Annotated in this window: 14 protein-coding genes and 10 pseudogenes; 3 read left to right on the forward strand and 21 right to left on the reverse strand. The window is 73.1% G+C overall.

What is annotated here, in order from left to right; all coding sequences use genetic code 11:
• The 3 genes and pseudogenes from UG55_RS16230 to UG55_RS37945 form a co-directional block, all read right to left on the reverse strand.
• A pseudogene (locus UG55_RS16230) lies at positions 1 to 1452 on the reverse strand (leucyl aminopeptidase family protein); the annotation flags it as partial.
• 59 nt (positions 1453 to 1511) lie between these two features.
• Positions 1512 to 1679, reverse strand: coding sequence for a DUF3117 domain-containing protein (locus UG55_RS27445; protein ID WP_018634565.1), 168 nt, complete (start codon positions 1677 to 1679; stop codon positions 1512 to 1514).
• 179 nt (positions 1680 to 1858) lie between these two features.
• Positions 1859 to 2527 (reverse strand): DivIVA domain-containing protein, encoded by a 669-nt coding sequence (locus tag UG55_RS37945; protein WP_242424622.1) that lies wholly within the window; start codon positions 2525 to 2527, stop codon positions 1859 to 1861.
• 184 nt (positions 2528 to 2711) lie between these two features.
• Here UG55_RS37945 and folP point away from each other — a divergent pair, with 184 nt between their 5' ends.
• Positions 2712 to 3632 (forward strand): dihydropteroate synthase, encoded by a 921-nt coding sequence (gene folP / locus UG55_RS16240; protein WP_083986872.1) that lies wholly within the window; start codon positions 2712 to 2714, stop codon positions 3630 to 3632.
• Positions 3633 to 3728: 96 nt separating this feature from the next.
• Here folP and UG55_RS16245 read toward each other — a convergent pair whose 3' ends face one another.
• The 8 genes and pseudogenes from UG55_RS16245 to fdxA form a co-directional block, all read right to left on the reverse strand.
• Positions 3729 to 4325, reverse strand: coding sequence for a TIGR00730 family Rossman fold protein (locus UG55_RS16245; protein WP_066069471.1), 597 nt, complete (start codon positions 4323 to 4325; stop codon positions 3729 to 3731).
• A 167-nt stretch (positions 4326 to 4492) separates the two neighbouring features.
• Positions 4493 to 4746: pseudogene (locus UG55_RS37950) on the reverse strand (LOG family protein); the annotation flags it as partial.
• Between the two features lies 1 nt (position 4747).
• Positions 4748 to 4809 (reverse strand): annotated as a pseudogene (locus UG55_RS37955) (hypothetical protein); the annotation flags it as partial.
• Position 4810: 1 nt separating this feature from the next.
• A pseudogene (locus UG55_RS37960) lies at positions 4811 to 5191 on the reverse strand (LOG family protein); the annotation flags it as partial.
• Positions 5192 to 5499: 308 nt separating this feature from the next.
• Complete coding sequence (gene dapE / locus UG55_RS16255) at positions 5500 to 6570, reverse strand: succinyl-diaminopimelate desuccinylase (protein ID WP_066069474.1); 1071 nt, start codon at positions 6568 to 6570, stop codon at positions 5500 to 5502.
• Between the two features lie 2 nt (positions 6571 to 6572).
• Positions 6573 to 7409, reverse strand: a complete 837-nt coding sequence (locus UG55_RS16260; RefSeq protein WP_199865154.1) for a 2,3,4,5-tetrahydropyridine-2,6-dicarboxylate N-succinyltransferase — start codon at positions 7407 to 7409, stop codon at positions 6573 to 6575.
• A 120-nt stretch (positions 7410 to 7529) separates the two neighbouring features.
• The gene (gene dapC, locus UG55_RS16265; RefSeq protein WP_066069479.1) at positions 7530 to 9140 is read right to left on the reverse strand and encodes a succinyldiaminopimelate transaminase; all 1611 of its coding nucleotides are present in this window, start codon (positions 9138 to 9140) and stop codon (positions 7530 to 7532) included.
• Between the two features lie 82 nt (positions 9141 to 9222).
• Positions 9223 to 9498: pseudogene (gene fdxA, locus UG55_RS16270) on the reverse strand (ferredoxin); the annotation flags it as partial.
• Between the two features lie 639 nt (positions 9499 to 10137).
• Here fdxA and UG55_RS16275 point away from each other — a divergent pair.
• Positions 10138 to 11025, forward strand: a complete 888-nt coding sequence (locus UG55_RS16275; RefSeq protein WP_199865155.1) for a transglutaminase-like domain-containing protein — start codon at positions 10138 to 10140, stop codon at positions 11023 to 11025.
• Here UG55_RS16275 and UG55_RS37965 read toward each other — a convergent pair.
• The 9 genes and pseudogenes from UG55_RS37965 to UG55_RS16305 form a co-directional block, all read right to left on the reverse strand.
• A partial coding sequence (locus UG55_RS37965; RefSeq protein WP_242424640.1) for a flavin reductase family protein occupies positions 11018 to 11189 on the reverse strand: 172 nt, incomplete at its 5' end. The two genes, UG55_RS16275 and UG55_RS37965, sit on opposite strands and share 8 nt — an antisense overlap.
• A 1-nt stretch (position 11190) precedes the next feature.
• A pseudogene (locus tag UG55_RS47390) lies at positions 11191 to 11557 on the reverse strand (flavin reductase family protein); the annotation flags it as partial.
• A gap of 229 nt (positions 11558 to 11786) precedes the next feature.
• Entirely contained in the window at positions 11787 to 12374 is a 588-nt protein-coding gene (locus UG55_RS37975; protein WP_242424623.1) for a DUF6113 family protein, read from the reverse strand.
• Positions 12375 to 12469: 95 nt separating this feature from the next.
• Entirely contained in the window at positions 12470 to 13537 is a 1068-nt protein-coding gene (locus UG55_RS16290) for a S1C family serine protease (RefSeq protein WP_242424624.1), read from the reverse strand.
• A 248-nt stretch (positions 13538 to 13785) separates the two neighbouring features.
• Positions 13786 to 14693, reverse strand: a pseudogene (gene mshB, locus UG55_RS16295) (N-acetyl-1-D-myo-inositol-2-amino-2-deoxy-alpha-D-glucopyranoside deacetylase); the annotation flags it as partial.
• A gap of 62 nt (positions 14694 to 14755) precedes the next feature.
• Positions 14756 to 15019 (reverse strand): annotated as a pseudogene (locus UG55_RS37980) (translational GTPase TypA); the annotation flags it as partial.
• 1 nt (position 15020) lies between these two features.
• Positions 15021 to 16228, reverse strand: a pseudogene (locus UG55_RS16300) (EF-Tu/IF-2/RF-3 family GTPase); the annotation flags it as partial.
• Between the two features lie 55 nt (positions 16229 to 16283).
• Positions 16284 to 16597 (reverse strand): annotated as a pseudogene (locus UG55_RS37995) (GTP-binding protein); the annotation flags it as partial.
• A gap of 1297 nt (positions 16598 to 17894) precedes the next feature.
• Entirely contained in the window at positions 17895 to 18362 is a 468-nt protein-coding gene (locus tag UG55_RS16305; protein ID WP_242424625.1) for a (deoxy)nucleoside triphosphate pyrophosphohydrolase, read from the reverse strand.
• Positions 18363 to 18583: 221 nt separating this feature from the next.
• Between UG55_RS16305 and UG55_RS16310 the strand changes: the two genes are divergently transcribed.
• On the forward strand, positions 18584 to 18883 hold the full coding sequence (locus UG55_RS16310; protein WP_066069667.1) for a 4a-hydroxytetrahydrobiopterin dehydratase: 300 nt from the start codon (positions 18584 to 18586) through the stop codon (positions 18881 to 18883).
• A 26-nt stretch (positions 18884 to 18909) separates the two neighbouring features.
• On the opposite strand, the gene UG55_RS16315 is transcribed toward UG55_RS16310, so the two are convergent.
• Complete coding sequence (locus tag UG55_RS16315; protein ID WP_066069495.1) at positions 18910 to 19251, reverse strand: DUF952 domain-containing protein; 342 nt, start codon at positions 19249 to 19251, stop codon at positions 18910 to 18912.
• Positions 19252 to 19350 lie beyond the last annotated feature (99 nt).

Below are 19350 nucleotides of genomic sequence, written 5' to 3' on the forward strand. Positions count from 1 at the left end.
CGCGAGAGCGTCGTCCGAGGAGAACAGACCGGCGGTGCGCCGGCCCAGTGCCACGGTGATCGCGCCGGTCAGGGTGGCGAGATCGACCATCTGGTCGGGCTGGAGCGTCGCGGCGGCGTAAGCGAGCCCGTCAGCGAGCACCAGACGTCCCTCGGCGTCGGTGTTGAGGACCTCCACCGTGGTCCCACCCCAGCAGGTGATCACGTCCCCGGGACGGACCGCGGACCGGCCGATCATGTTCTCCGCGAGGCAGAGCAGCGCGGTGACCTTGCCGGGGACGCCCAGTTCAGGCAGGGCCGCCATGGCACCCAGAACCGCCGCGGCGCCGGACATGTCGGTCTTCATGCCTGCCATCGACACCGACGGCTTGAGTGACAGGCCCCCGGAGTCGAACGTGATGCCCTTGCCCACCAGGACCCGGTGGCCGGGCCCGCCCGGGGCGGCGGCCGGGCCGTCGTAGGTGATCTGGACCAGGCAAGGCGGGCGTGGCGACCCGCCGCCGACCGCGACCAGCCCACCGAACCCCTCGCGGACCAGGTCGGCGTGGTCGAGCACCGAGATGCCCAGACCAGCCTGGCCGGCCACGAGCCGCGCCTGCTCCGCGAACCAGCCCGGCGTCTTGACCAGACTCGGCATGTTGATCAGATCACGCGCGAGGCACACCGCGTCGGTGACGACGCGGCCCCGGCGCACGGCGCCGGCGACAGCCGGGTCGTCGGCCCGTTCCGGACTGAGCACCAGCACCCGGTCCGAGCGCGGGTCGGCCCGGTCGGGCAGATCCGCGTCCGAAGCCGGCCGCGCGTCGCCGGCATGATCGGAAGCCGCCGCGGAAGCGGGGCCGGCGGCGACGGGATCAGCCGCGGCCGGGTCCGAGGCCGGGTCCGCGGGTTCCTCCTCGGGCCCGCGGCCGGTGACCGCGTCGGCGAGCCGGTAGGAGGCGAGCCCGAACCCCTCGACGAGGGCCCGGGCACGCTCCGCGTCCGGGTCGGCGACGACGAAGGGCCTCCCCTTCGCACCCGCCCGCCGCGCGAGAGCCGCCCCGGCGGCCCGCCAGTCCGCCACCTCACCGGCGCCAGCACCGACCAGGAGAAGCCGCCAGGGCCGCTCGGACCGCGCCAACGGCACGACGAGCACCCCACCGGCGTCGCCGCGAAAACTCTCGTTCTCGATCAGCTGATCCGGATCAACGCCGACCCGGGCACACGCCCGGCGGGCGCGGTCCGTCAACACGGCGGCCCCTTCGGCCGACGTGACCACCACGGCGAGGACCACGCAGTCCGCGCCGACCACACCGGCCTGGCCACCCGGCCCGGTCTGGTCGGCGGGCGGCGCGGCCTCCGCCGCGGGCTCACCGGCGGACCCCTGATGATCAGCGGACGTGATGAAGACGAGCGGGGCTCGGTACCTCGACTCCAGGAAGTCGACACTCGGCGGGGACACGACGGTTGTCATACCGCGCCCCCCGCATCGCAGGCGTGTACAGCTGACCAGTCGTAGATGACCACCCGGACCTAACCGACAGCGACCTTGAGAGCATCTCCCAGCGCGCTCGCCTCGTCGGCGGTGAGCTCGACGACGAGTCGGCCGCCCCCTTCGAGCGGGACGCGCATGACGATGCCGCGCCCCTCCTTGGTGACCTCGAGCGGACCGTCACCCGTCCGCGGCTTCATGGCCGCCATCGGTGCACCTCTTCCTGCCGTCGGACCTGCGTCTGACGACGATTATCCCGGAGACCCGCCCGCAAACCGAAACACGTCCCAGCGGGGAATCACAACGGNCACGGCAGGGTAGTGCCATCGATGATCTTACTGGTGCCCCAGCACCCCCACGCTAGTCAATCCGATGCGTTTCACTACGGTTACCCACCAGCATCGTCCTCGGGTGCGGCAACCGCCGGCCGGTCCGGCTCGTCCCGGACGTCGGGGGGCCGGCCGGCGTCGTCCTGGTCGGACCCGTGGTGACGGGCCTTGTCCCCACCGGACACGTCAGCCCCACCGGACACGTCAGCCCCACCCGAGACGTCAGCCCCACCCGAGATGCCGGCCTCACCGGACACGTCAGCCCCGCGGGGCGCGCCGTCCAGCTCGCCCACACCGGCGATCCCGGCCGGGCCGGGCGGCGTGGCCGGGCCGGGCGGCGTACCGGCACCGCTGGAGCCGGCGCCGGGGCCGGCGTCCGCGCCGAGGTGCGCCAGCTCCGCGAGCCGCACAAGCTCCTCGTCGCGGCGCGCGAGCTCCTCGTCCCGCCAGGCGATCTCGTAGGCGAGGCGGGCCAACACCGCGTCGACCTCGGCCATCCGGTATCCGCGCACGGCCATGCCGAACCGGACGTCCGCCACGTCGTCGGAGGCGACCGCGCCACTGCCCAGGCCGACATGCGGCCCGTCCGGCAGGGCCGGCACCATCCGGTCGAAGCGCCCGACGGCCAGGGCCGCCACGACGAACACCACCGTCGCGATGAGCAGGATCTCCACAGCGAGCACCACGAGGTCGATCGTGCCATGCCCGCCGGCCCGCGGCGGATCCACCCGCCGACTCGCCGGCGGGCACGAGACCGAGAGTGGCGGACATCCCGGCGGCGCGGCGGACATCGGCGGCGGGAGACCCGACCGGACCAGCAGGAGGCACGACCACGACGCAGCACGACCACGACGCGGCACGACTACCAGGAGGCACGACCCGGCCACCGGGAAGTCTGGTCCAGTCGCGGCGATGTCTGGCAGGGTGGGCGGGGTGGCCGCCGATTCCCACCCGACCAGCCGCGCCGCCCGGCCGTTGCGGCTCGGTACGCGCAGCTTCGGCCCGTCCGAGCTTGTCGTGATGGCGATCGTCAACCGCACCCCGGACTCCTTCTTCGACCGGGGTGCCACCTATGGCGAGGCGGAGGCGCTCGCCGCCGTCGATGCCGCGGTGGACGGCGGCGCCGGCATCATCGACATCGGGGGGGTCAAGGCGGCTCCGGGCGAGGAGATCGACGCCGCCGAGGAGCTGCGGCGCATCGGCGGGTTCGTCGGGGCCGTGCGGGCCCGGCACTCCGACATCGTGATCAGCGTCGACACCTGGCGGGCCGAGGTCGGGCGGGTGGTCGCCGGCGAGGGCGCCGACCTGCTCAACGACGCCTGGGGCGGAGTCGACCCGCAGCTCGCCGAGGTCGCCGCCGAGTTCGGCACGGGCCTGGTGTGCACCCACGCCGGCCACCTGCCGCCGCGGACCCGCCCCCACCGGATCGCCTACGACGACGTGGTCGCCGACATCGCCGTCACGACCACCGGGCTGGCCGAGCGGGCCGTGTCGCTGGGCGTCCGGCCCGACGGGGTGCTGATCGACCCCGGCCACGACTTCGGCAAGAACAGCCGGCACTCGCTGGAGTCCACCCGCCGGCTGCCGGAGCTGGTCGCCACCGGGTGGCCCGTGCTGGTGGCGATGTCCAACAAGGACTTCGTGGGCGAGGTGCTGGACGCCCCGGTCGACGAGCGGCTCGAGGGCACCCTGGCCGCGACCGCGGTGGCCGCGTGGCTCGGGGCCCGGGTCTTCCGCGCGCACCAGGTGACCGCCACCTGGCGCACACTGCGGATGGTCTCCGCCCTGCGCGGGGATGTCGACCTGCGGATCGCGCGCCGCGGAGTCGTCTGACCACCTCACCCCCGGTTACCGACCCGGTCACCGACGACCGGTGACCTGACGGCCGGCCACCCGGCGAACGGCCACCCGGCGAACGGGGCCGCGGGGTCACTCGCCCTCGGCGACCTCCTCCGAGGTCGGCACCCGCCGCGGCCCGCCGCGGCCCCGCACGCCGCCCTCGACGAAGTCCAGCGCCTCGGTCACGCTGGTCGCCCAGATCACGGTGTCGCGGGCGTGCGGACGCACGAAACCGCGGCCGACCAGGTCGTCGATGAGCACGCGCAGATGCGCGAACACCCCGTCATGGTCCAGGATCACCATCGGCTTGTCGTGCAGGCCGAGCAGGCCGCCCACCCAGATCTCGAACAGTTCCTCCAGCGTCCCCAGGCCGCCGGGGAGGGCGAGGAAACCGTCCGCACGCTCATCCATGATCGCTTTTCGCTCACGCATGGTGGCGGTGACGATCAGTTCGTCGGAGTCGGTGTCCCCGACCTCCATCGCGACCAGTGCCTCGGGGATGACACCGATCGTGTGCGCGCCGCCGGCCCGGGCCGCCCGTGCCACGGCGCCCATGCACGACACCGAACCGCCGCCCGAGACCAGGACATGCCCGCGCCGGGCAAGCTCTGTCCCGACCTCGGCCGCGAGCAGGACGAACGACGGGTCGATGAGCTCGGACGACGAGCAGTAGACACAGATGTTCACATCGGGTCCGTGCCGACGGGCCGCCCGTCCTGGTCCACACTCCCGACGAAGCCGGGCACGCCGCCCACCTCCCCGCCCGCACTGCCGCCCACACCGCCACCGGAGGCGCTGTCAGGCTCACCGCCCCCGCCGCCGGGAGCGCGCTCGCCGCCGCCGCCGTGGCTGACCGGACCGGCCGGCCCCGCGGTGCCGCGCCCGGTGCCGGTGAGAATGACGCGCACGGCCTCGTCGACGTCATCGGTGAGATGCACCAGGTCCAGATCACCCGGCTTGATCCGGGCCGCCGCCTGGACGGTCGAGCGCAGCCAGTCCAACAGCCCGGACCAGTACTCGGTGCCCATCAGCACCACCGGGAACCGGGTGACCTTCCCGGTCTGCAGCAGGGTCAGCGCCTCGAACAGCTCGTCCAGCGTGCCGAAGCNGCCGGGCATGATGACGAACGCCTCCGCGTACTTCACGAACATCGTCTTGCGGACGAAGAAGTNCCGAAAGCTCACACCGAGGTCGACCCAGTCGTTCAGGTTCTGTTCGAACGGCAGCTCGATGCCGAGGCCGACCGACAGCCCGCCCGCCTCGCGGGTGCCCCGGTTGACCGCCTCCATCACCCCGGGGCCACCACCGGTGATCACCGCGTAGCCCGCGGCCGCCAGCGCCGCGCCCAGCCGGCGACCGAGCTCGTATTCGGGCTCGTCCCGGCCCACCCGCGCGGAGCCGAAGACGGTGACGGCCGGCGGCAGATCCGCCAGCAGCCCGAACCCCTCGACGAACTCGCTCTGGATGCGCAGGACCCGCCACGGGTCACTGTGCACGAACGACGCCGGGCTCCGCGTCCCGAGCAGGCGCTGGTCGGTGGTGGACGTCTGCACCTGGCCGCGCCGGGCGGTGACCGGGCCGCGACGCTGCTCGGGCGGCGGCCCGCCAGCTCGCGTCGATCCGCCGGTCGAGGGCTCAGGGGGGGTGGAGCTTGTCACGTCCGCACCATACGCAGGTGCACCGACAGCCCCGAAGACCTCCTCGCCCCCGGCCTCCCGCGGAGGTGCCGGCGGCCAGCGGCCCGCCACGGCCCACCGCCACCCCGCTACGCCGCCACCCCGCTACGCCGCCACCCCGCTACGCCGCCACCCCGCTACGCCGCCACCCCGCTACGCCGCCACCCCGCTACGCCGCCACCCCGCTACGCCGCCACCAGGTAGGAGCTGAGCACCCGCTCCGCCTCGTCGACGAGCGCCAGGTCGACGTACTCGTCGCGGGTGTGCGCCAGGTTCGGGTCACCCGGGCCGTAGTTCAGCGCCGGGATACCCAGCTCGGCGAAGCGCGCCACATCCGTCCACCCGTACTTGGCCACCGGGGTGCGCCCGGTGGCCGCGACGAACGCGGCGGCGGCGGGTGCGGCGAGCCCGGGAAGCGCGCCCCCGGCGCTGTCCTCGACGGTCAGCTCGTACCCGTCGAGCACCTGGGTGACGTGATCGAGCGCGGCCGCGACATCCCGGTCCGGCGCGAACCGGAAGTTCACGGTGACCCGGCACTCGTCCGGGATCACGTTGCCGGCGACTCCACCGGCGATGCGCACCGCGGACAGGCCCTCCCGGTAGGTGCAGCCGTCGATCGTGACGGAGCGCGGCCGGTAGGCGCCGAGCCGGGAGAGAAGTTCGCCGGCGTGGTGGATCGCGTTGTCGCCGAGCCAGGAACGGGCCGAGTGGGCGCGCCGGCCACGGGTGGTGGCCACCACCCGCAGCGTCCCCTGGCACCCCGCCTCGATCTCGCCGCCGGTGGGCTCCATGAGGACCGCGAGATCGGCCGCCAGCCAGGCCCGGTGCCCGGCGGCCAGCCGGCGCAGCCCGTTCCGCGCCGCCTCGACCTCCTCGTTGTCGTAGAAGATCCAGGTCACGTCGTGCCGGGCGGCGGCGCCGGCGCCCAGGGCCGCGGCCAGGCGCAGCATCACCGCCAGCCCCGCCTTCATGTCGGACGTCCCGCAGCCGTACAGGCGGGAGCCGTCGAGGCGGGCGGGCAGATTGCCCGCGAGGGGGACCGTGTCGAGGTGGCCGGCGAGCAGCACCCGGGTCGGCAGGCCGCGGGTGGTCCGCGCGAGCACGGCATCGCCGTCCCGGCACACCTCCAGCTCGCCGGCCGACCGCAGCGCCTTCTCGACGGCGGCGGCGAGCGCCGCCTCGTCGCCGCTGACCGACGGCACGTCGACCAGCGCGCGGGTCAGCTCACGGGCGGACAGCGCCAGGTCGAGCTCCATGGCTAGGAGGCCACCCCGTGCTCCCGAAGGATGTCGTTGAGGGCGAGCTTGTCGTGGATCTCGCCCTCCTCCAGGGTCCGCAGCACCAGGATGCATGGCATCGCGAACTCCCCGGCGGGGAACGAGCGGACCCGGCTGGACCCGACCGCCACCGCACGCTCGGGGATCTCCCCGCGCGGGTACTCCTCGCCGGTCACCGCGTCGAAGACATGCGTGGATGCGGTGAGGATCGCGCCCGCGCCGAGCTTGGCGCCGCGCCGGACCCGAGCGCCCTCGACCACCATGCAGCGACTGCCGACGAACGCGTCGTCCTCGACCACGACCGGCACCGCGCTGGGCGGCTCCAGCACACCACCGAGGCCGACCCCGCCGGAGAGGTGCACGTTGCGCCCGACCTGGGCACAGGAGCCGACGGTCGCCCAGGTGTCCACGAGCGTGCCCGCGCCGACATAGCCACCGATGTTGGTGTAGCTCGGCATGAGCACAGCGCCGGGCTCGACGTGCGCGCCCCAGCGGACGATCGCGCCCGGAACCACCCGGACACCGTCGAACCTGGTCTTGAGCGGTACGCGGTCGTGGAACCGGAAGTCACCGGCAGCGGACTCGACCATGGGCAGGACCTTGAACGACAGCAGGATCGCGCGCTTCGCGCGCTCGTCGACGGCGACCGCGCCGTCCGCGCCGACCCGGGCCACCCGGGCCTCACCGGCGTCGATGGCGTCGACCGCACCGACGATGATCTTCCTGGCCTGGGTGTCGTCGGGGGTCAGCTCGCCGCGGCGCTCCCACAGGTCGTCGATGGACCTGTCCAGCGGGGACTCGAACGATGTCTCACTCACGCTGCTCACATCTCAAGACCCTACGGTCCGCACCGCGAGCGGCGCTCGGGACTGCCTGAGGATCTCCCACGCCCGCCGTGCAGGTCACCGGCCGGAAGGCGGTCAGCGACCGGAAGGCGGTCAGCGGATGTCCGGCTCCGCCCGCCAGTGACGCGAGCCGTTGTGCTCGGCGGTCTCGGCACCGGGCTGGCCATGCGCGGAGTGCTCCTCCGGGCCCGGCGGATAGCTCCGCGGCAGGACCGTCTGGCCGGTCTGGTACGGCGGCAGCGGCACCTGGCCGGTCTGGTAGGGCGGTACCGGGGTCTGGCCCGTCTCGTATGCCTGCGGTACCGGGGTCTGGCCCGTCTGGTAAGGCGGCGGTACCGGGGTCTGGCCGGTCTGGTACGGCGGCGGCTGGGCCGTCTGATACGACGGAAGCGGCGTCTGACCGGTCTGGTACGGGGCCGGCGGCCTCCGGTCGACCGGGTGCTCCGGCGCGGGGGCCTGCCGGTAGGGGTCCGCGGCCGGCCCGCCTCGCCCGTCCCGGTAGCCCGACTGGCCGTACTGTTCGCCCGCGCCGTAGTTGTCCGGGCGCGCCTGCTGCTGGTGGTGCCGGTAGCCGCCGGGCGGCGTCTGCGCCGCCCAGCCGGCCCCGGGGCCGTACTGCGCCGGCTGCCCGCCCACCGGCGGCAGCATCGTCATGCGCTCGGGCACGGTGGCGATCTGGGAGTCGGGCGCGGTGAGCGCAACCCGGATGTGGCGCCGGCCGGACTCGCCGTAGAAACTGCCCGGAGCCACCAGGACACCCACACTCGCCAGGGCGTCGACCGTGGCCCAGCAGTCCTCGCCCCGGGTCGCCCAGAGGTAGAGACCGGCCTCGCTGTGCTCGATGGTGAAGCCCGCCACGGCCAGGGCCGCGGCGAGCACCGCGCGCCGGTTGGCATACCGGGCACGCTGGTCCGCGACGTGCATGTCGTCGGCCAGCGCGGCCGTCATCGCCGCCTGGACGGGCGCCGGCATCATCATCCCGGCGTGCTTGCGCAGCTGGAGCAGTCCGGCCACGATCTCCGGGTCGCCGGTGACGAACCCCGCGCGGTACCCGGCGAGGTTCGAGCGCTTGGAAAGTGAGTGCACGGCGAGCAGGCCCTCATGGGAGCCGCCGCACACATCCGGATGCAGCACCGAGACCGCCCGGGCCTCCCAGCCCAGCTCGATGTAGCACTCGTCGCTGGCGACGATCACGCCCCGCTCGCGCGCCCAGTGGACGACCGCGCGCATCTCGTCCACCGACAGGACGCGGCCCGTCGGGTTGCCGGGCGTGTTCAGCCAGACCAGCGTGACGCCCTCGGCGGGGCCGACAACCGGCTCGCAGCGGGCGAGCAGGGCACCGACCTCGTAGGTCGGATACGCGGGAGTGGGCACCCAGACCCGGTCCCCCGGCTCCAGCCCCAACTGTGACGGAAGCTGGGCGACCAGTTCCTTCGTGCCGAGCACCGGCAGCACTGCCGATGGCTCGACCACCACTCCGAGGCGGCGGGCCAGCCAGCCGGCCGCCGCCTCACCGAGCTCCGGTGTTCCCGCGGTCAGCGGGTAGCCGGGAGCATCCGCGGCACCGGCGAGCGCCTGGCGCACCACCTGCGGGGTGGCGTCCACCGGTGTCCCGACGGACAGGTCGACCAGGCCGTACGGGTGGGCTCGCGCCTTCTCCTTGAACGAGACCAGGTGGTCCCACGGGAAGTCGGGCAGCCGCACCCGGGACCGCCCCGGCGATCGAATCGTCCGAGGCGGCCTAGCCGACTCCCCTGAACCGGTCAGGACTCGCCCTGAGGTGCCNGTGCCGCGATGGCAGGCGGGTCGAAGTCAAGGGCGCCGACCTTCGAGGCGCCGCCGGGCGAGCCGAGCTCCTCGAAGAAGTTCGCGCCCGTCTCGGCGTAGAGCTTCCACTGCTCGGGGACATCGTCCTCGTAGTAGATGGCCTCCACGGGGCAGACAGGTTCGCATGCACCACAGTCGACGCACTCGTCAGGCTGGATGTACAGCATCCGTCCGCCCTCGTAGATGCAGTCGACCGGGCACTCCTCGATGCAGGCCCTGTCCTTCACATCAACACNGGGCTCCGCGATGACGTAGGTCACCGGACGTTCCTCCTCGAGCTCACGGACGACTGAGTTCCTTAGTATCGACCTGGACCGTTCGGTGTCGACAACAAGGGCGTGCACTGGTCGTGTATGTCGTCCACATCACTCCAGCAGACATCGGCTCCCGGGTCGTGATCCGGCGTCGAATTCCGGGACCACTCCCCCTGAGCGATGTTCTGGGCACGCTTGAGTCCTGGTCGGATGGCGAGCTTCACCTCCGCCGCACCGACGGTACGACAGTGAGTGTGCCCGAGGAATCCCTAGTGGCGGCGCGTGTCGTGCCCCCGACACCCCGCCGGGCCAGTCCGCGATCCCCCGGCCAGGCACCCAGTTCATACCAGTCCGGATCAGGCGGGGGCCAGGTGATCGCAGAACGCAACAATGGGATCACAAAAGCGGATCCGCGGGCGGATGGGCCGGTCCGGGGAGCAGACCCCGAGGCGCCGTCGGGCGATACTGAAGGACAATGACCGCCACCGGAACGTGGATGTGTCTCTCCACATGCCGGCCGGCTGGTCAACACGGCGGACCTACGGGGATGTCCGAACCCGGATCCACCCAGCCGCAGATCGGCTCGGACGGGCCTGATCCGAACGTGGAGGTCGCCAGCGGTGAGCGCCCACAGCAGGCGGATGTTCGCCACGGTCGTCCGGCGTGAGCAGGTCGACCTCGCGCTCGCGTGCCACCTGATCGCCGCCGAGGCCGGCCCGGAGACGAACCCGGTCGAGACGACCCGCGCGCTCGACGCGCTCGCCGCCACCGCGGCCCCGCTGCTCGCCGCGCAAAGTGCGGCGGCGCGCGGCTCGGACGGCGCCACCGACCCGGGCGCGGACGCCGGCGGCGGCACCCTCACCGGGCTCGACCTGCGGGGCGCCGCGGAGGCGCTGCGGGAGTCGCTCGGCGAACAGTCCGGGTTCGCCGGGCAGGAATCCGACTACGACGACGTCCGTGCCTCCCTGTTGCCCGATGTGCTCCGCCGGCGCCACGGCCTGCCGATCCTGCTGTCCGTGGTGTGGCTCGAGGTCGCGCGCCGGCTCGGGATCCCCGCCTACGCCGTCGGTCTGCCCGGGCACGTGATCGTGGCGGTGGGCTCGCCCCACGAGAACGTCCTCGTCGACCCGTTCGCCGGCGGCCAGATCATGACCGTGCACGACGCGGCCGCCCGGGTACGCGCGGCCGGCACCGCGTTCACCCGCGCGCATCTGACACCGATGTCCCCGGAGGACCTGCTGGCCCGGGTGCTGGGCAACATCCGCGTGCTGGCAGCGCGCACCGACGTCCCGCGGACCCGGCTGTGGGCGGTGGAGCTCTCGCTGCTGCTGCCCCACCACCCCGTCGCGCTGCGGCGCGAGCGCGGCGAGCTGCGCGTCCGGCTGGGTGACTTCCTGGGCGGCGCCAGGGACCTGGCCAACTTCGCCGACGCGGTGTCGACGGTGGAGCCCGCGGCCGCGGCCGCGGCCCGGCAGGCGGCGACCGCGGCCCGGGCCAGACTCAACTGACCGGGGCGCCGGTGGAGAGGTAGCCGCCCTCGTAGAAGACCAGCGGTGCCGCGTCGGGCCGGTGCCGCGCCAGCCCCAGCACCTCACCGATGACCAGCGTGTGGTCGCCGGCCGGGTGGGTCTCCACCGTGCCGCACTCCATGACGGCGAGTGCCCCGTCGAGCNGCGCGACACCGGTGCGCGGCCCGAACGAGTGCGGCCACCCGCCGAGCTGCTCCCCGCCGACCTGCGATCCCTGCGCTGGGCCGCCAGGCCGTGGAAGGCGGCCGGTGCGCGCGAAGTCGCGGGACGCCTGGCTCATGTCCGCGGCGAGCACGGAGACACCCCAGACTCCGGACGCGAGGAGCGGGTCGTGGAACGTGGCGTCGCGGCGGATGCTGACGAGAACCAGCAGCGGGTCGAGCGACACGGAGACGAACGAGTTCGCCGTCATGGCGAGGTGGCGGCCGTCCAGGACGGTGGTGAGCACCGTGACGCCGGTGGCGAACCGCCCGACGGCCTGGCGGAACACCTTCGCGTCCGGGCGGTCCAGCCTCGCTGGCGAACGGGTGCCTCGTGAGCTTGGCGGGCCCGAAGGCGGCGTGCCCGAAGGGCGCGTGCCGGGGGGCCGCACATCGTCCGGTACCACCGGGTCAGGCTCGGGCAGGGGCTGGCGCGCTGGGCTTGCCACGGCGGCCAGGCTACCGCCGCGGCACCGGCCGCACCGCGCCTTGTGCGCTCTCAGGTGACATCGGCCGCCCTGCCGGCGCCGGCACCGCCGCCTAGCGGGAGGGCGCCCTCGGGGCCCGGGCCGCCGGCGGCAGTGCCGTGAGACCACGCCGGGCCTGACCGACCACGGCCACCACGACGGGGGCCAGCAGGCCGAACAGGAGGAAGAGATACCCCGCGGCCGACGCTCTGAGCAGGACGTCACCTTCGGTCCGCGAAGAGGCCAGCGCGAGGACCACCGGGGTCCAGCCGGCGAGCACGACCATCGCGCCGAGCCGGGTCCCCGTCAGCCAGCGCATGAGGTACGCCAGCCCGGCGTTGCCGAACAGGGCCAGCAGCAGGCCGACCGAGATCAGGAACCCGCCGGGCCGCGGCCCCTCCGCCACGAGAACCACGCCGTACAGCCCGAGCGCGAACCCCGCGACGACACCGAACGCGTAGGAGGCGCCGAGGAAGAGGCGGCCGGGTTCCGCATCGCCCCGGTCAACCCCGACGTGCTGGGCGCCCCCGGCGACGGGCTGGGTCTTCCCGCCGCCCGTCGCACCGGCGGCGCCGCCGCTCCCGGCCCGCGCCGCCCTGGCCGTGCCCTGGTCGGGACGCACTTCATGATCACGATCGTGGCCGGCTTTCGGACGGGGCATTCTCCGACAGTAGGCCATGGACCACCCCGACCACTCCGCCGGTGGCGCACGGATGATCACCCCCGGGGGCGGGGCGGCGCGCCCCGGGACGACGGTCAGCGCACGGCGAGCTCCTCGGGCACCGCGACGACGTCCACCAGTGCCCCGCGCCGCCAGACGGTCAGTTCGACCGGGCGTCCGATGGTCTCCTCGGTCAGCAGCCGCTGCAGGTCGCCGGGCCCCGCCACCGCGACCCCGGAGACGGACAGGACGAGATCGTCCGCGAAGAGGCCGGCGCGCCCGGCCGGGCTGCCCCGCACCACCTCCGCGAGCCGCACGCCGTACCGCTGCCCGGTGCGCTCCAGGAGCCCCGAGGGGAGCGGAACCCGGGCGCTGGCGACCCCGAGGTAGGCCCGCCGCACCCGCCCGTCCCGGATGAGCGCGGCGAGGATGCGCCTGGTGGTCGCGTTCACCGGTACGGCGAGGCCGAGCCCGATACCCGCGACGGCCGTGTTGACACCGACGACCCGCCCGTCCGCGGCGACGAGCGCGCCGCCGGAGTTGCCCGGGTTCAGCGCGGCGTCGGTCTGGATGACCTCGTCGACCACCCGCACGGCCGAGCCGGAGCGGGTCGGCAGCGAGCGGTTGAGTGCGCTGATCACACCGGCGGTCACGCTTCCGGTGAGGCCCAGCGGGTTGCCGACCGCCACGACCAGCTGGCCGACCCGCAGCGCCGCCGCGTCGCCGAGCCGCGCCGGGGCCGGGGTGGCCCCCCGGGCCCGCAGCACCGCGAGATCGGAGAGCGGGTCGGCACCGACGAGGTCGACGGCGTGGACGGTCCCGTCGACGAACTCCGCGAGGCCGACCTGACCGCCGGGATGGTTGCCCTCCACGACATGCGCGGACGTGAGCAGGAAGCCGTCCTCCGTGAACAGGACGGCGGAGCCGGCACCCGCACCGCGCGAGGTGCGGACCCGCAGGCTGGCCACGCTCGGGGCGACCTCTTCGGCCACGCGGGTCACGATCCGCGAGTACGCGTCGAGAGCGACCTCGCCGGGTGCCTCGCCGGGTGCCTCGCCGGGTGCCTCGCCGGGTGCCTCGCCGGGTGCCTCGCCGTGATCATGAGCAGGGGTGTCCGCAGCGTGATCAGTAGCGGCGGGCGGCTTCCTATTTCGACGGAACATGGGTCCCGCACCCGGCGAGATGGGTCACCTCGCCCGATCTGAGGGGTGCGGCCCACCCGTTCGGGCTTCCGGGGGCGCTGACGCAGGGAGTCAACCGAACCTCCTCACACTGATTACAGCGTTACACCCGTTTCAACGCGCGGGCTCCGGAGGGCATGCCGCGGCCAGGTCCGCCGTCGGCGAAAACAGCACCAACGGGCGAGTTACGACGCGAGCGGCGAAGGGACCGGCGGTCTCGGTCCCGCGANCAGAGGGCCAGACCCGCGAACAGGTCGGTCTCGCGGGCTCCTGGCTCCGCGCCCAGCGCACCGCGGGTCAGCACGAAGTGCTCGGTGGCCCAGATCCGCTGCCCGATCCCGTCGGCGAGCGCGAAGAAGAACCCGTCGACGGCCATCTGGGTCCGGTGCGCGCGCATCGCCGCCAGCTTCGCCGGGAGGAACTCCTCGGCGTCAACCTCCGTGGTGATCAGCTCGTCCGGCACCGCCAGCGGCACGTCGTCCGCGGACTCGGCACCGAACGGGCTGTTGCCCGGGGAGTGCTCCCGGAAGTAGTCGATGCTCGCCTGGATGAACGACTTGGGCGTCGCCGTCTCGTAGAACTTGGCGATCTGCCACGGTGGCCCGGCGTCAGGCGCGAAATCCGGGTCGGCCGCGTCGACGAAGGCCCGGACGGACACGTCGTGGGCGCGGATGTGATCCGGATGGCCGTAGGCGCCGTTCTCGTCATAGGTCACGATGACCTGCGGCCGGACATCCCGAATGATCCGGACCAGGGCCTCGGTCGCCTCGTCCAGGTTCGCCTGCCACAGGCAGCGCGGATCGTTGTTGGCGTCGGTGCCCATCATGCCGCTGTCCCGCCAGCGGCCCGCGCCGCCGAGGAAGCGGTGGTCGGTGACGCCGAGCTCGGCGCAGGAGCGCTTGAGCTCGCCGATGCGGTAGCCGCCCAGCTGGTCGCCGAGATCCGCCCGCAGGTTGACCAGCTCGGGAACCAGCACCTCGCCGACCTCACCGAGCGTGCAGGTGACCAGCGTGACGTGGGTGTCGGCGCGGGCGGCGTTTGCGGCGATCGTCACACCGGTCGAGATGACCTCGTCGTCCGGGTGGGCATGGACGAACAGCACCCGTCGAGGTGGCACTGTTTCGGCGGATTGGGTCACGGCACGACCCTACGCGCGTGCCGTGACCCCGGCGCCCAGGCGACCCGGCAACCGGTCAACCGTCAGCCGGTGCGACGGCGCGAACGCAGCTTCTCCCGCTCGGCCGCGGTCAGCGCGACCTTGCGCAGCCGCACCGTCGCCGGCGTCACCTCGACGCACTCGTCCTCACGGCAGAACTCCAGCGCCTGCTCCAGCGAGAGCTGCCGGTACGGGGTGAGCCGCACCAGCTCGTCACCGGTCGAGGAGCGCATGTTCGTGAGCTTCTTCTCCTTGGTCGGGTTGACGTCCATGTCGTCGGCCCGGGAGTTCTCACCCACGATCATGCCNTCGTACACCTCGGTCGTCGGCCCGACGAACATCGTCCCGCGCTCCTGCAGGTTGAACAGGGCGTACGCGGTGGCGACCCCGGACCGGTCGGCGACCATCGAACCGGTCGCGCGGGTGCGCAGCTCGCCGAACCAGGGCTCGTACCGGTCGAAGACGTGGTGCAGCAGGCCGGTGCCGCGGGTCTCGGTGAGGAACTCGGTGCGGAAACCGATGAGACCACGGGCGGGCACCAGGTACTCCAGCCGGATCCAGCCCGTGCCGTGGTTCACCATCTGCTCCAGCCGGCCCTTGCGCAGGGCGAGCAGCTGGGTCAGCACCCCGAGGTACTCCTCGGGCGCGTCGATGGTCAGCCGCTCGACGGGCTCGTGCACCTTCCCGTCGATCTCCCTGGTCACCACCTGCGGCTTGCCGACGGTCAGCTCGAACTCCTCGCGGCGCATCAGCTCGACGAGGATGGCCAGCGCCAGCTCACCCCGCCCCTGCACCTCCCAGGTGTCGGGACGCTCGGTCGGCAGCACGCGGATGGAGACGTTGCCGACGAGCTCGGCGTCCAACCGGTTCTTCAGCAGGCGTGCGGTCAGCTTCTTGCCGGAGCGACCGGCCAGCGGCGACGTGTTCACCCCGATGGTCATGCTGATGGACGGCTCGTCCACCGTGATCACCGGGAGCGGGCGCGGGTCCTCCGCGTCGGCCAGCGTCTCACCGATCATGATGTCGGGAATGCCGGCGACGGCGATGATGTCGCCCGGGCCGGCCTGCTCGGCCGGCACCCGGTCCAGCGCCTCGGTCATCAGCATCTCGGTGATCTTCACTCGCTGCTGGGTGCCGTCGACCCGGCACAGCGCGACAGTCTGACCACGGCTGATCGTCCCGTTGTGCACCCGGCACAGCGCGAGCCGACCCAGGTAGGGCGAGGCGTCCAGGTTCGTGACCAGGGCCTGCAGCGGCGCGCCCTCGGTGTGCGACGGCGCCGGGACGTGCTCCAGCAGCAGGTCGAACAGCGGCTTCAGGTCGGGTGAGTCCGGGCTCTGGCCGTTCTCCGGGCGGGTGATGGACGCCCGGCCGGCCTTGGCGTTGCAGTAGACGATCGGGAAGTCGATCTGGTCCTCGTCCGCGTCGAGGTCGAGGAACAGCTCGTAGGCCTCGTCGACCACCTCGCTGATGCGGGCGTCCGACCGGTCGACCTTGTTGATGACCAGCACGACCGGNAGCCGGGCGGCGAGGGCCTTGCGGAGCACGAAGCNGGTCTGCGGAAGCGGGCCNTCACTCGCGTCGACCAGCAGCAGCACGCCGTCGACCATCGCCAGGCCGCGCTCGACCTCGCCCCCGAAGTCGGCGTGGCCGGGGGTATCGATGATGTTGATGGTCACGTCACCGAAACGAACGGCAGTGTTCTTCGCGAGAATGGTGATGCCCTTCTCGCGTTCCAGGTCCATCGAGTCCATGACCCGATCGGTGACGTCGCCACGCTCTCCGAACGCGCCGGACTGCCGGAGCATCGCGTCCACAAGAGTCGTCTTGCCATGGTCGACGTGGGCAATGATCGCGACATTACGAAGATCGGCGCGTACGGGCACGGTGATGAGCTCCGGGAAAAGTGGGGCTTCAGGGCTCGGTTCCTGTTACCCCGAAACGGTTCGTCAGATGACAGACCGCGGTCTATGGCGCGCCACCCGGGGGGTGGCCCCGCCCGGAAGAACGACATCCGCACCGCCGCGGTCCGACTCCATGGTACGGACTCATCACGGCACCCCGCGCGCGGCAGACCGCCATCATGGCCCCGGACCGCCGCCCACCGGGCCAACCCGCCGGGCGGAACCCGCCCGGCACCCGCGGTCGGGGCGAGTCCGCGGTCGGGGCGAGTCCGCGGTCGGGGCGGACCGTCGCGCCGGGCCGGACCGTCGCGCCGGGCCGGACCCCGTCCAAGGCCGGCACAAGCGGGGTCGAGTCGTGGCCCCGGCCGGCGATCGGCACCACCGGCAGCGGGCGACTTCCTTTCCGGCCGACCGCGGGATGGATCCTGCCGGTCAGTCCGCCTCGTGACCTCGTGACCTCCCGACCGGCCGAGGGATTCAGCTGACGGCCGCAGGCGGATGCAGGCGAGCGCCGGCGGGTGCTGGGGGCAGGGGGCACAGGGGGAGCTGACGCGTGATCTGACGGTGACGGTCAGCGTTTCAGCGGCCGGCGCGGGTGTGGCGATGCGGCGACTGAAGACCTCTGCGTGTCTCCACGGGAGAGGTATTGACAACCCCGACAGCGAAGGGAGTGCAACCCCTCCGGAAGCGGAGACACAACAAGCCCTTCAGTCGCTGTCAGCGCACACCCGCGGACGGGCGGCCCGGGGGTGGGCGAGGGCTGTTCCGGGGCCTGTGCGCCCACTGAAAGCCCTGGCAGCGGCGTTGCAGCGGCTTCCCGCCGGACACGACGACCCCGCGGCCGCGCGTCGACCACGTCACCGCGGGCCGCCATGCCCGTAGACGGAGTACCGGACGCCGGAAGGAACACGGCGGTGGTGTCCCGACACCGGCCCGGGACCGTCGCACCACGGCCTCCCGACCCGCCCCGCCACCGTGGCCGCCCCGTCCAATCAGACAGGCATGTCACCCCAACCCCGGGCCAGCCACAGCCACCCCGACCCCGAGCCAGCGACCGCCGCCGCCCGAGCGGGCCACCCGCACCGCGACCCGAGCCGTCCGCCCGCACCGCGGCCTGAGCCGGCCACCCGCACCGCGACCCGACCCGGCCGCCCGCACCGCGACCCGACCCGGCCACCCGCGGCCGCGGGCCAGACACAGCCGCCCCGACCTCCGATCAATTACCCGGCCCGCTACCCCGGCCCCGAACCAGCCGACCTTGATCCACCAGAGATCGCTCCTAGGACGGCCGCGGCGTGAGCTCACCCTCCGGCGGGGCGGCGAGCTCGCGGCGCAGCGCGTCGACAAGGGGCAGGTCCGCGGGCAGCCAGGGGACGTCATCGAGCTCGTTCACGCCCAGCCAGCGCAGCTCACCGTGCTCCACCGCGACCGGCACGCCCCGACTCACCCGGCCGAGCCACAGCCGCATCCGCCAGCCCGGCCGGGGCAGCGCGATCTCCCCGAACAGGCGTCCGAGCTCGATCTCGACACGCAGTTCCTCGCGGCACTCCCGATGCAGCGCGGTCAGCTCGTCCTCACCGGGCTCGACCTTCCCGCCCGGGAACTCCCACAGCCCCGCGAGCGCCGGCGGGGCCAGGCGGCTGGCGGCCAGCACCCGCCGCGCTCCGTCCACCAGCGCCACGGCGACTACCAGCCGGTTCTCCTCGACGGGCGGCTCCGCCACCGGCCGCTGCCCCATAGGCGACATCCCCGCACGTCCTTCCGCCTGCGACCTCGGTCGACTTCCGCCGATCCGACTCTCCCGACCCAGTGCCGTCGCCCCCGGCCCACCCGGCGCCGTCGCCCACGACCGCGGGGTGGCGCCGCGAGGCCACGGATGGCAACATCCGCGCGGGGTGGGCAACGCCACTCAACCGCCCACCGCCCACCGCCCCGGATTACCACCCAAGGACCGCCGAGGAGCGAATGATGCCCACACGGCTGGACAACAGTGCAGTCTCCACCTCCCTGGAGGCGCTCCCGGGCTGGATCGGCGACGCCGACCGGCTCCGGCTGGAGATTCTCGTCGACGGCGACGAGTCGACCGCCATCGTCGACGAGGTGATGCGTGCGGCCGACGCGATGGACCACCACCCGGTCGTGGAACACGGCCCCGGGACGACCGTCTTCACCGTCTGGACCCATTCGGCTGGTGGGGTTACCGAACTGGATCTGGAGCTGGCCCGCAGGATCTCGGCGATCCTGCGTTCGTCCGGCGTCACCTTCTGACAGCCGCCCGGCGTCAACACCCTGCGTCAGAGGGTGGGCATCGTGGTGAACGACCCGTCCGGAGCGCAGGGGAACGGCATCACGGCCCGGACCGCGCCCGGGTCGATGGGGCCGTACAGGTGCGGGAAGAGCGCCCCGCCGCGGTCCGCCGGCCCCGCGGCCGGCTCCCAGCGCAGCGGGGCGGAGAGCCGCTCCGGGTCGACGACGACGAGCAGCAGGTCGGCACGGCCCCGGTAGTAGAGGTTCGCCGTCTCCAGCACCGTCTCCGGGGCGGAGAAATGGATGAAGCCCTCGGTGGCGAGGCTGGCCGGCCGGTAGTCGCCCGCCCCGGGCTCCCAGTCGGCCCTCACCACCAGATGACAGATCATTGCGTGGTCTCCATCCCGTACGCCCGGACTCGTCCGTACCGGTGGCATTTCATCACCCGGCAGCCCCGGCGCGGCGGCGGCGAAGCGCGTCCGTCCGGC

The organism is Frankia sp. EI5c (assembly GCF_001636565.1).
Lineage (GTDB): Bacteria > Actinomycetota > Actinomycetes > Frankiales > Frankiaceae > Parafrankia.

What these genes read in the sequence shown, in the direction of transcription:
- UG55_RS27445 (WP_018634565.1), bottom strand. Translation starts at nt 1,679, where the DNA reads ATGGCGGCCATGAAGCCGCGGACGGGTGACGGTCCGCTCGAGGTCACC.
- folP (WP_083986872.1), top strand. Translation starts at nt 2,712, where the DNA reads ATGTCTGGCAGGGTGGGCGGGGTGGCCGCCGATTCCCACCCGACCAGC.
- dapE (WP_066069474.1), bottom strand. Translation starts at nt 6,570, where the DNA reads ATGGAGCTCGACCTGGCGCTGTCCGCCCGTGAGCTGACCCGCGCGCTG.
- UG55_RS37975 (WP_242424623.1), bottom strand. Translation starts at nt 12,374, where the DNA reads ATGCCCCGTCCGAAAGCCGGCCACGATCGTGATCATGAAGTGCGTCCC.
- UG55_RS16290 (WP_242424624.1), bottom strand. Translation starts at nt 13,537, where the DNA reads ATGTTCCGTCGAAATAGGAAGCCGCCCGCCGCTACTGATCACGCTGCG.
- UG55_RS16305 (WP_242424625.1), bottom strand. Translation starts at nt 18,362, where the DNA reads ATGTCGCCTATGGGGCAGCGGCCGGTGGCGGAGCCGCCCGTCGAGGAG.
- UG55_RS16310 (WP_066069667.1), top strand. Translation starts at nt 18,584, where the DNA reads ATGCCCACACGGCTGGACAACAGTGCAGTCTCCACCTCCCTGGAGGCG.
- UG55_RS16315 (WP_066069495.1), bottom strand. Translation starts at nt 19,251, where the DNA reads ATGATCTGTCATCTGGTGGTGAGGGCCGACTGGGAGCCCGGGGCGGGC.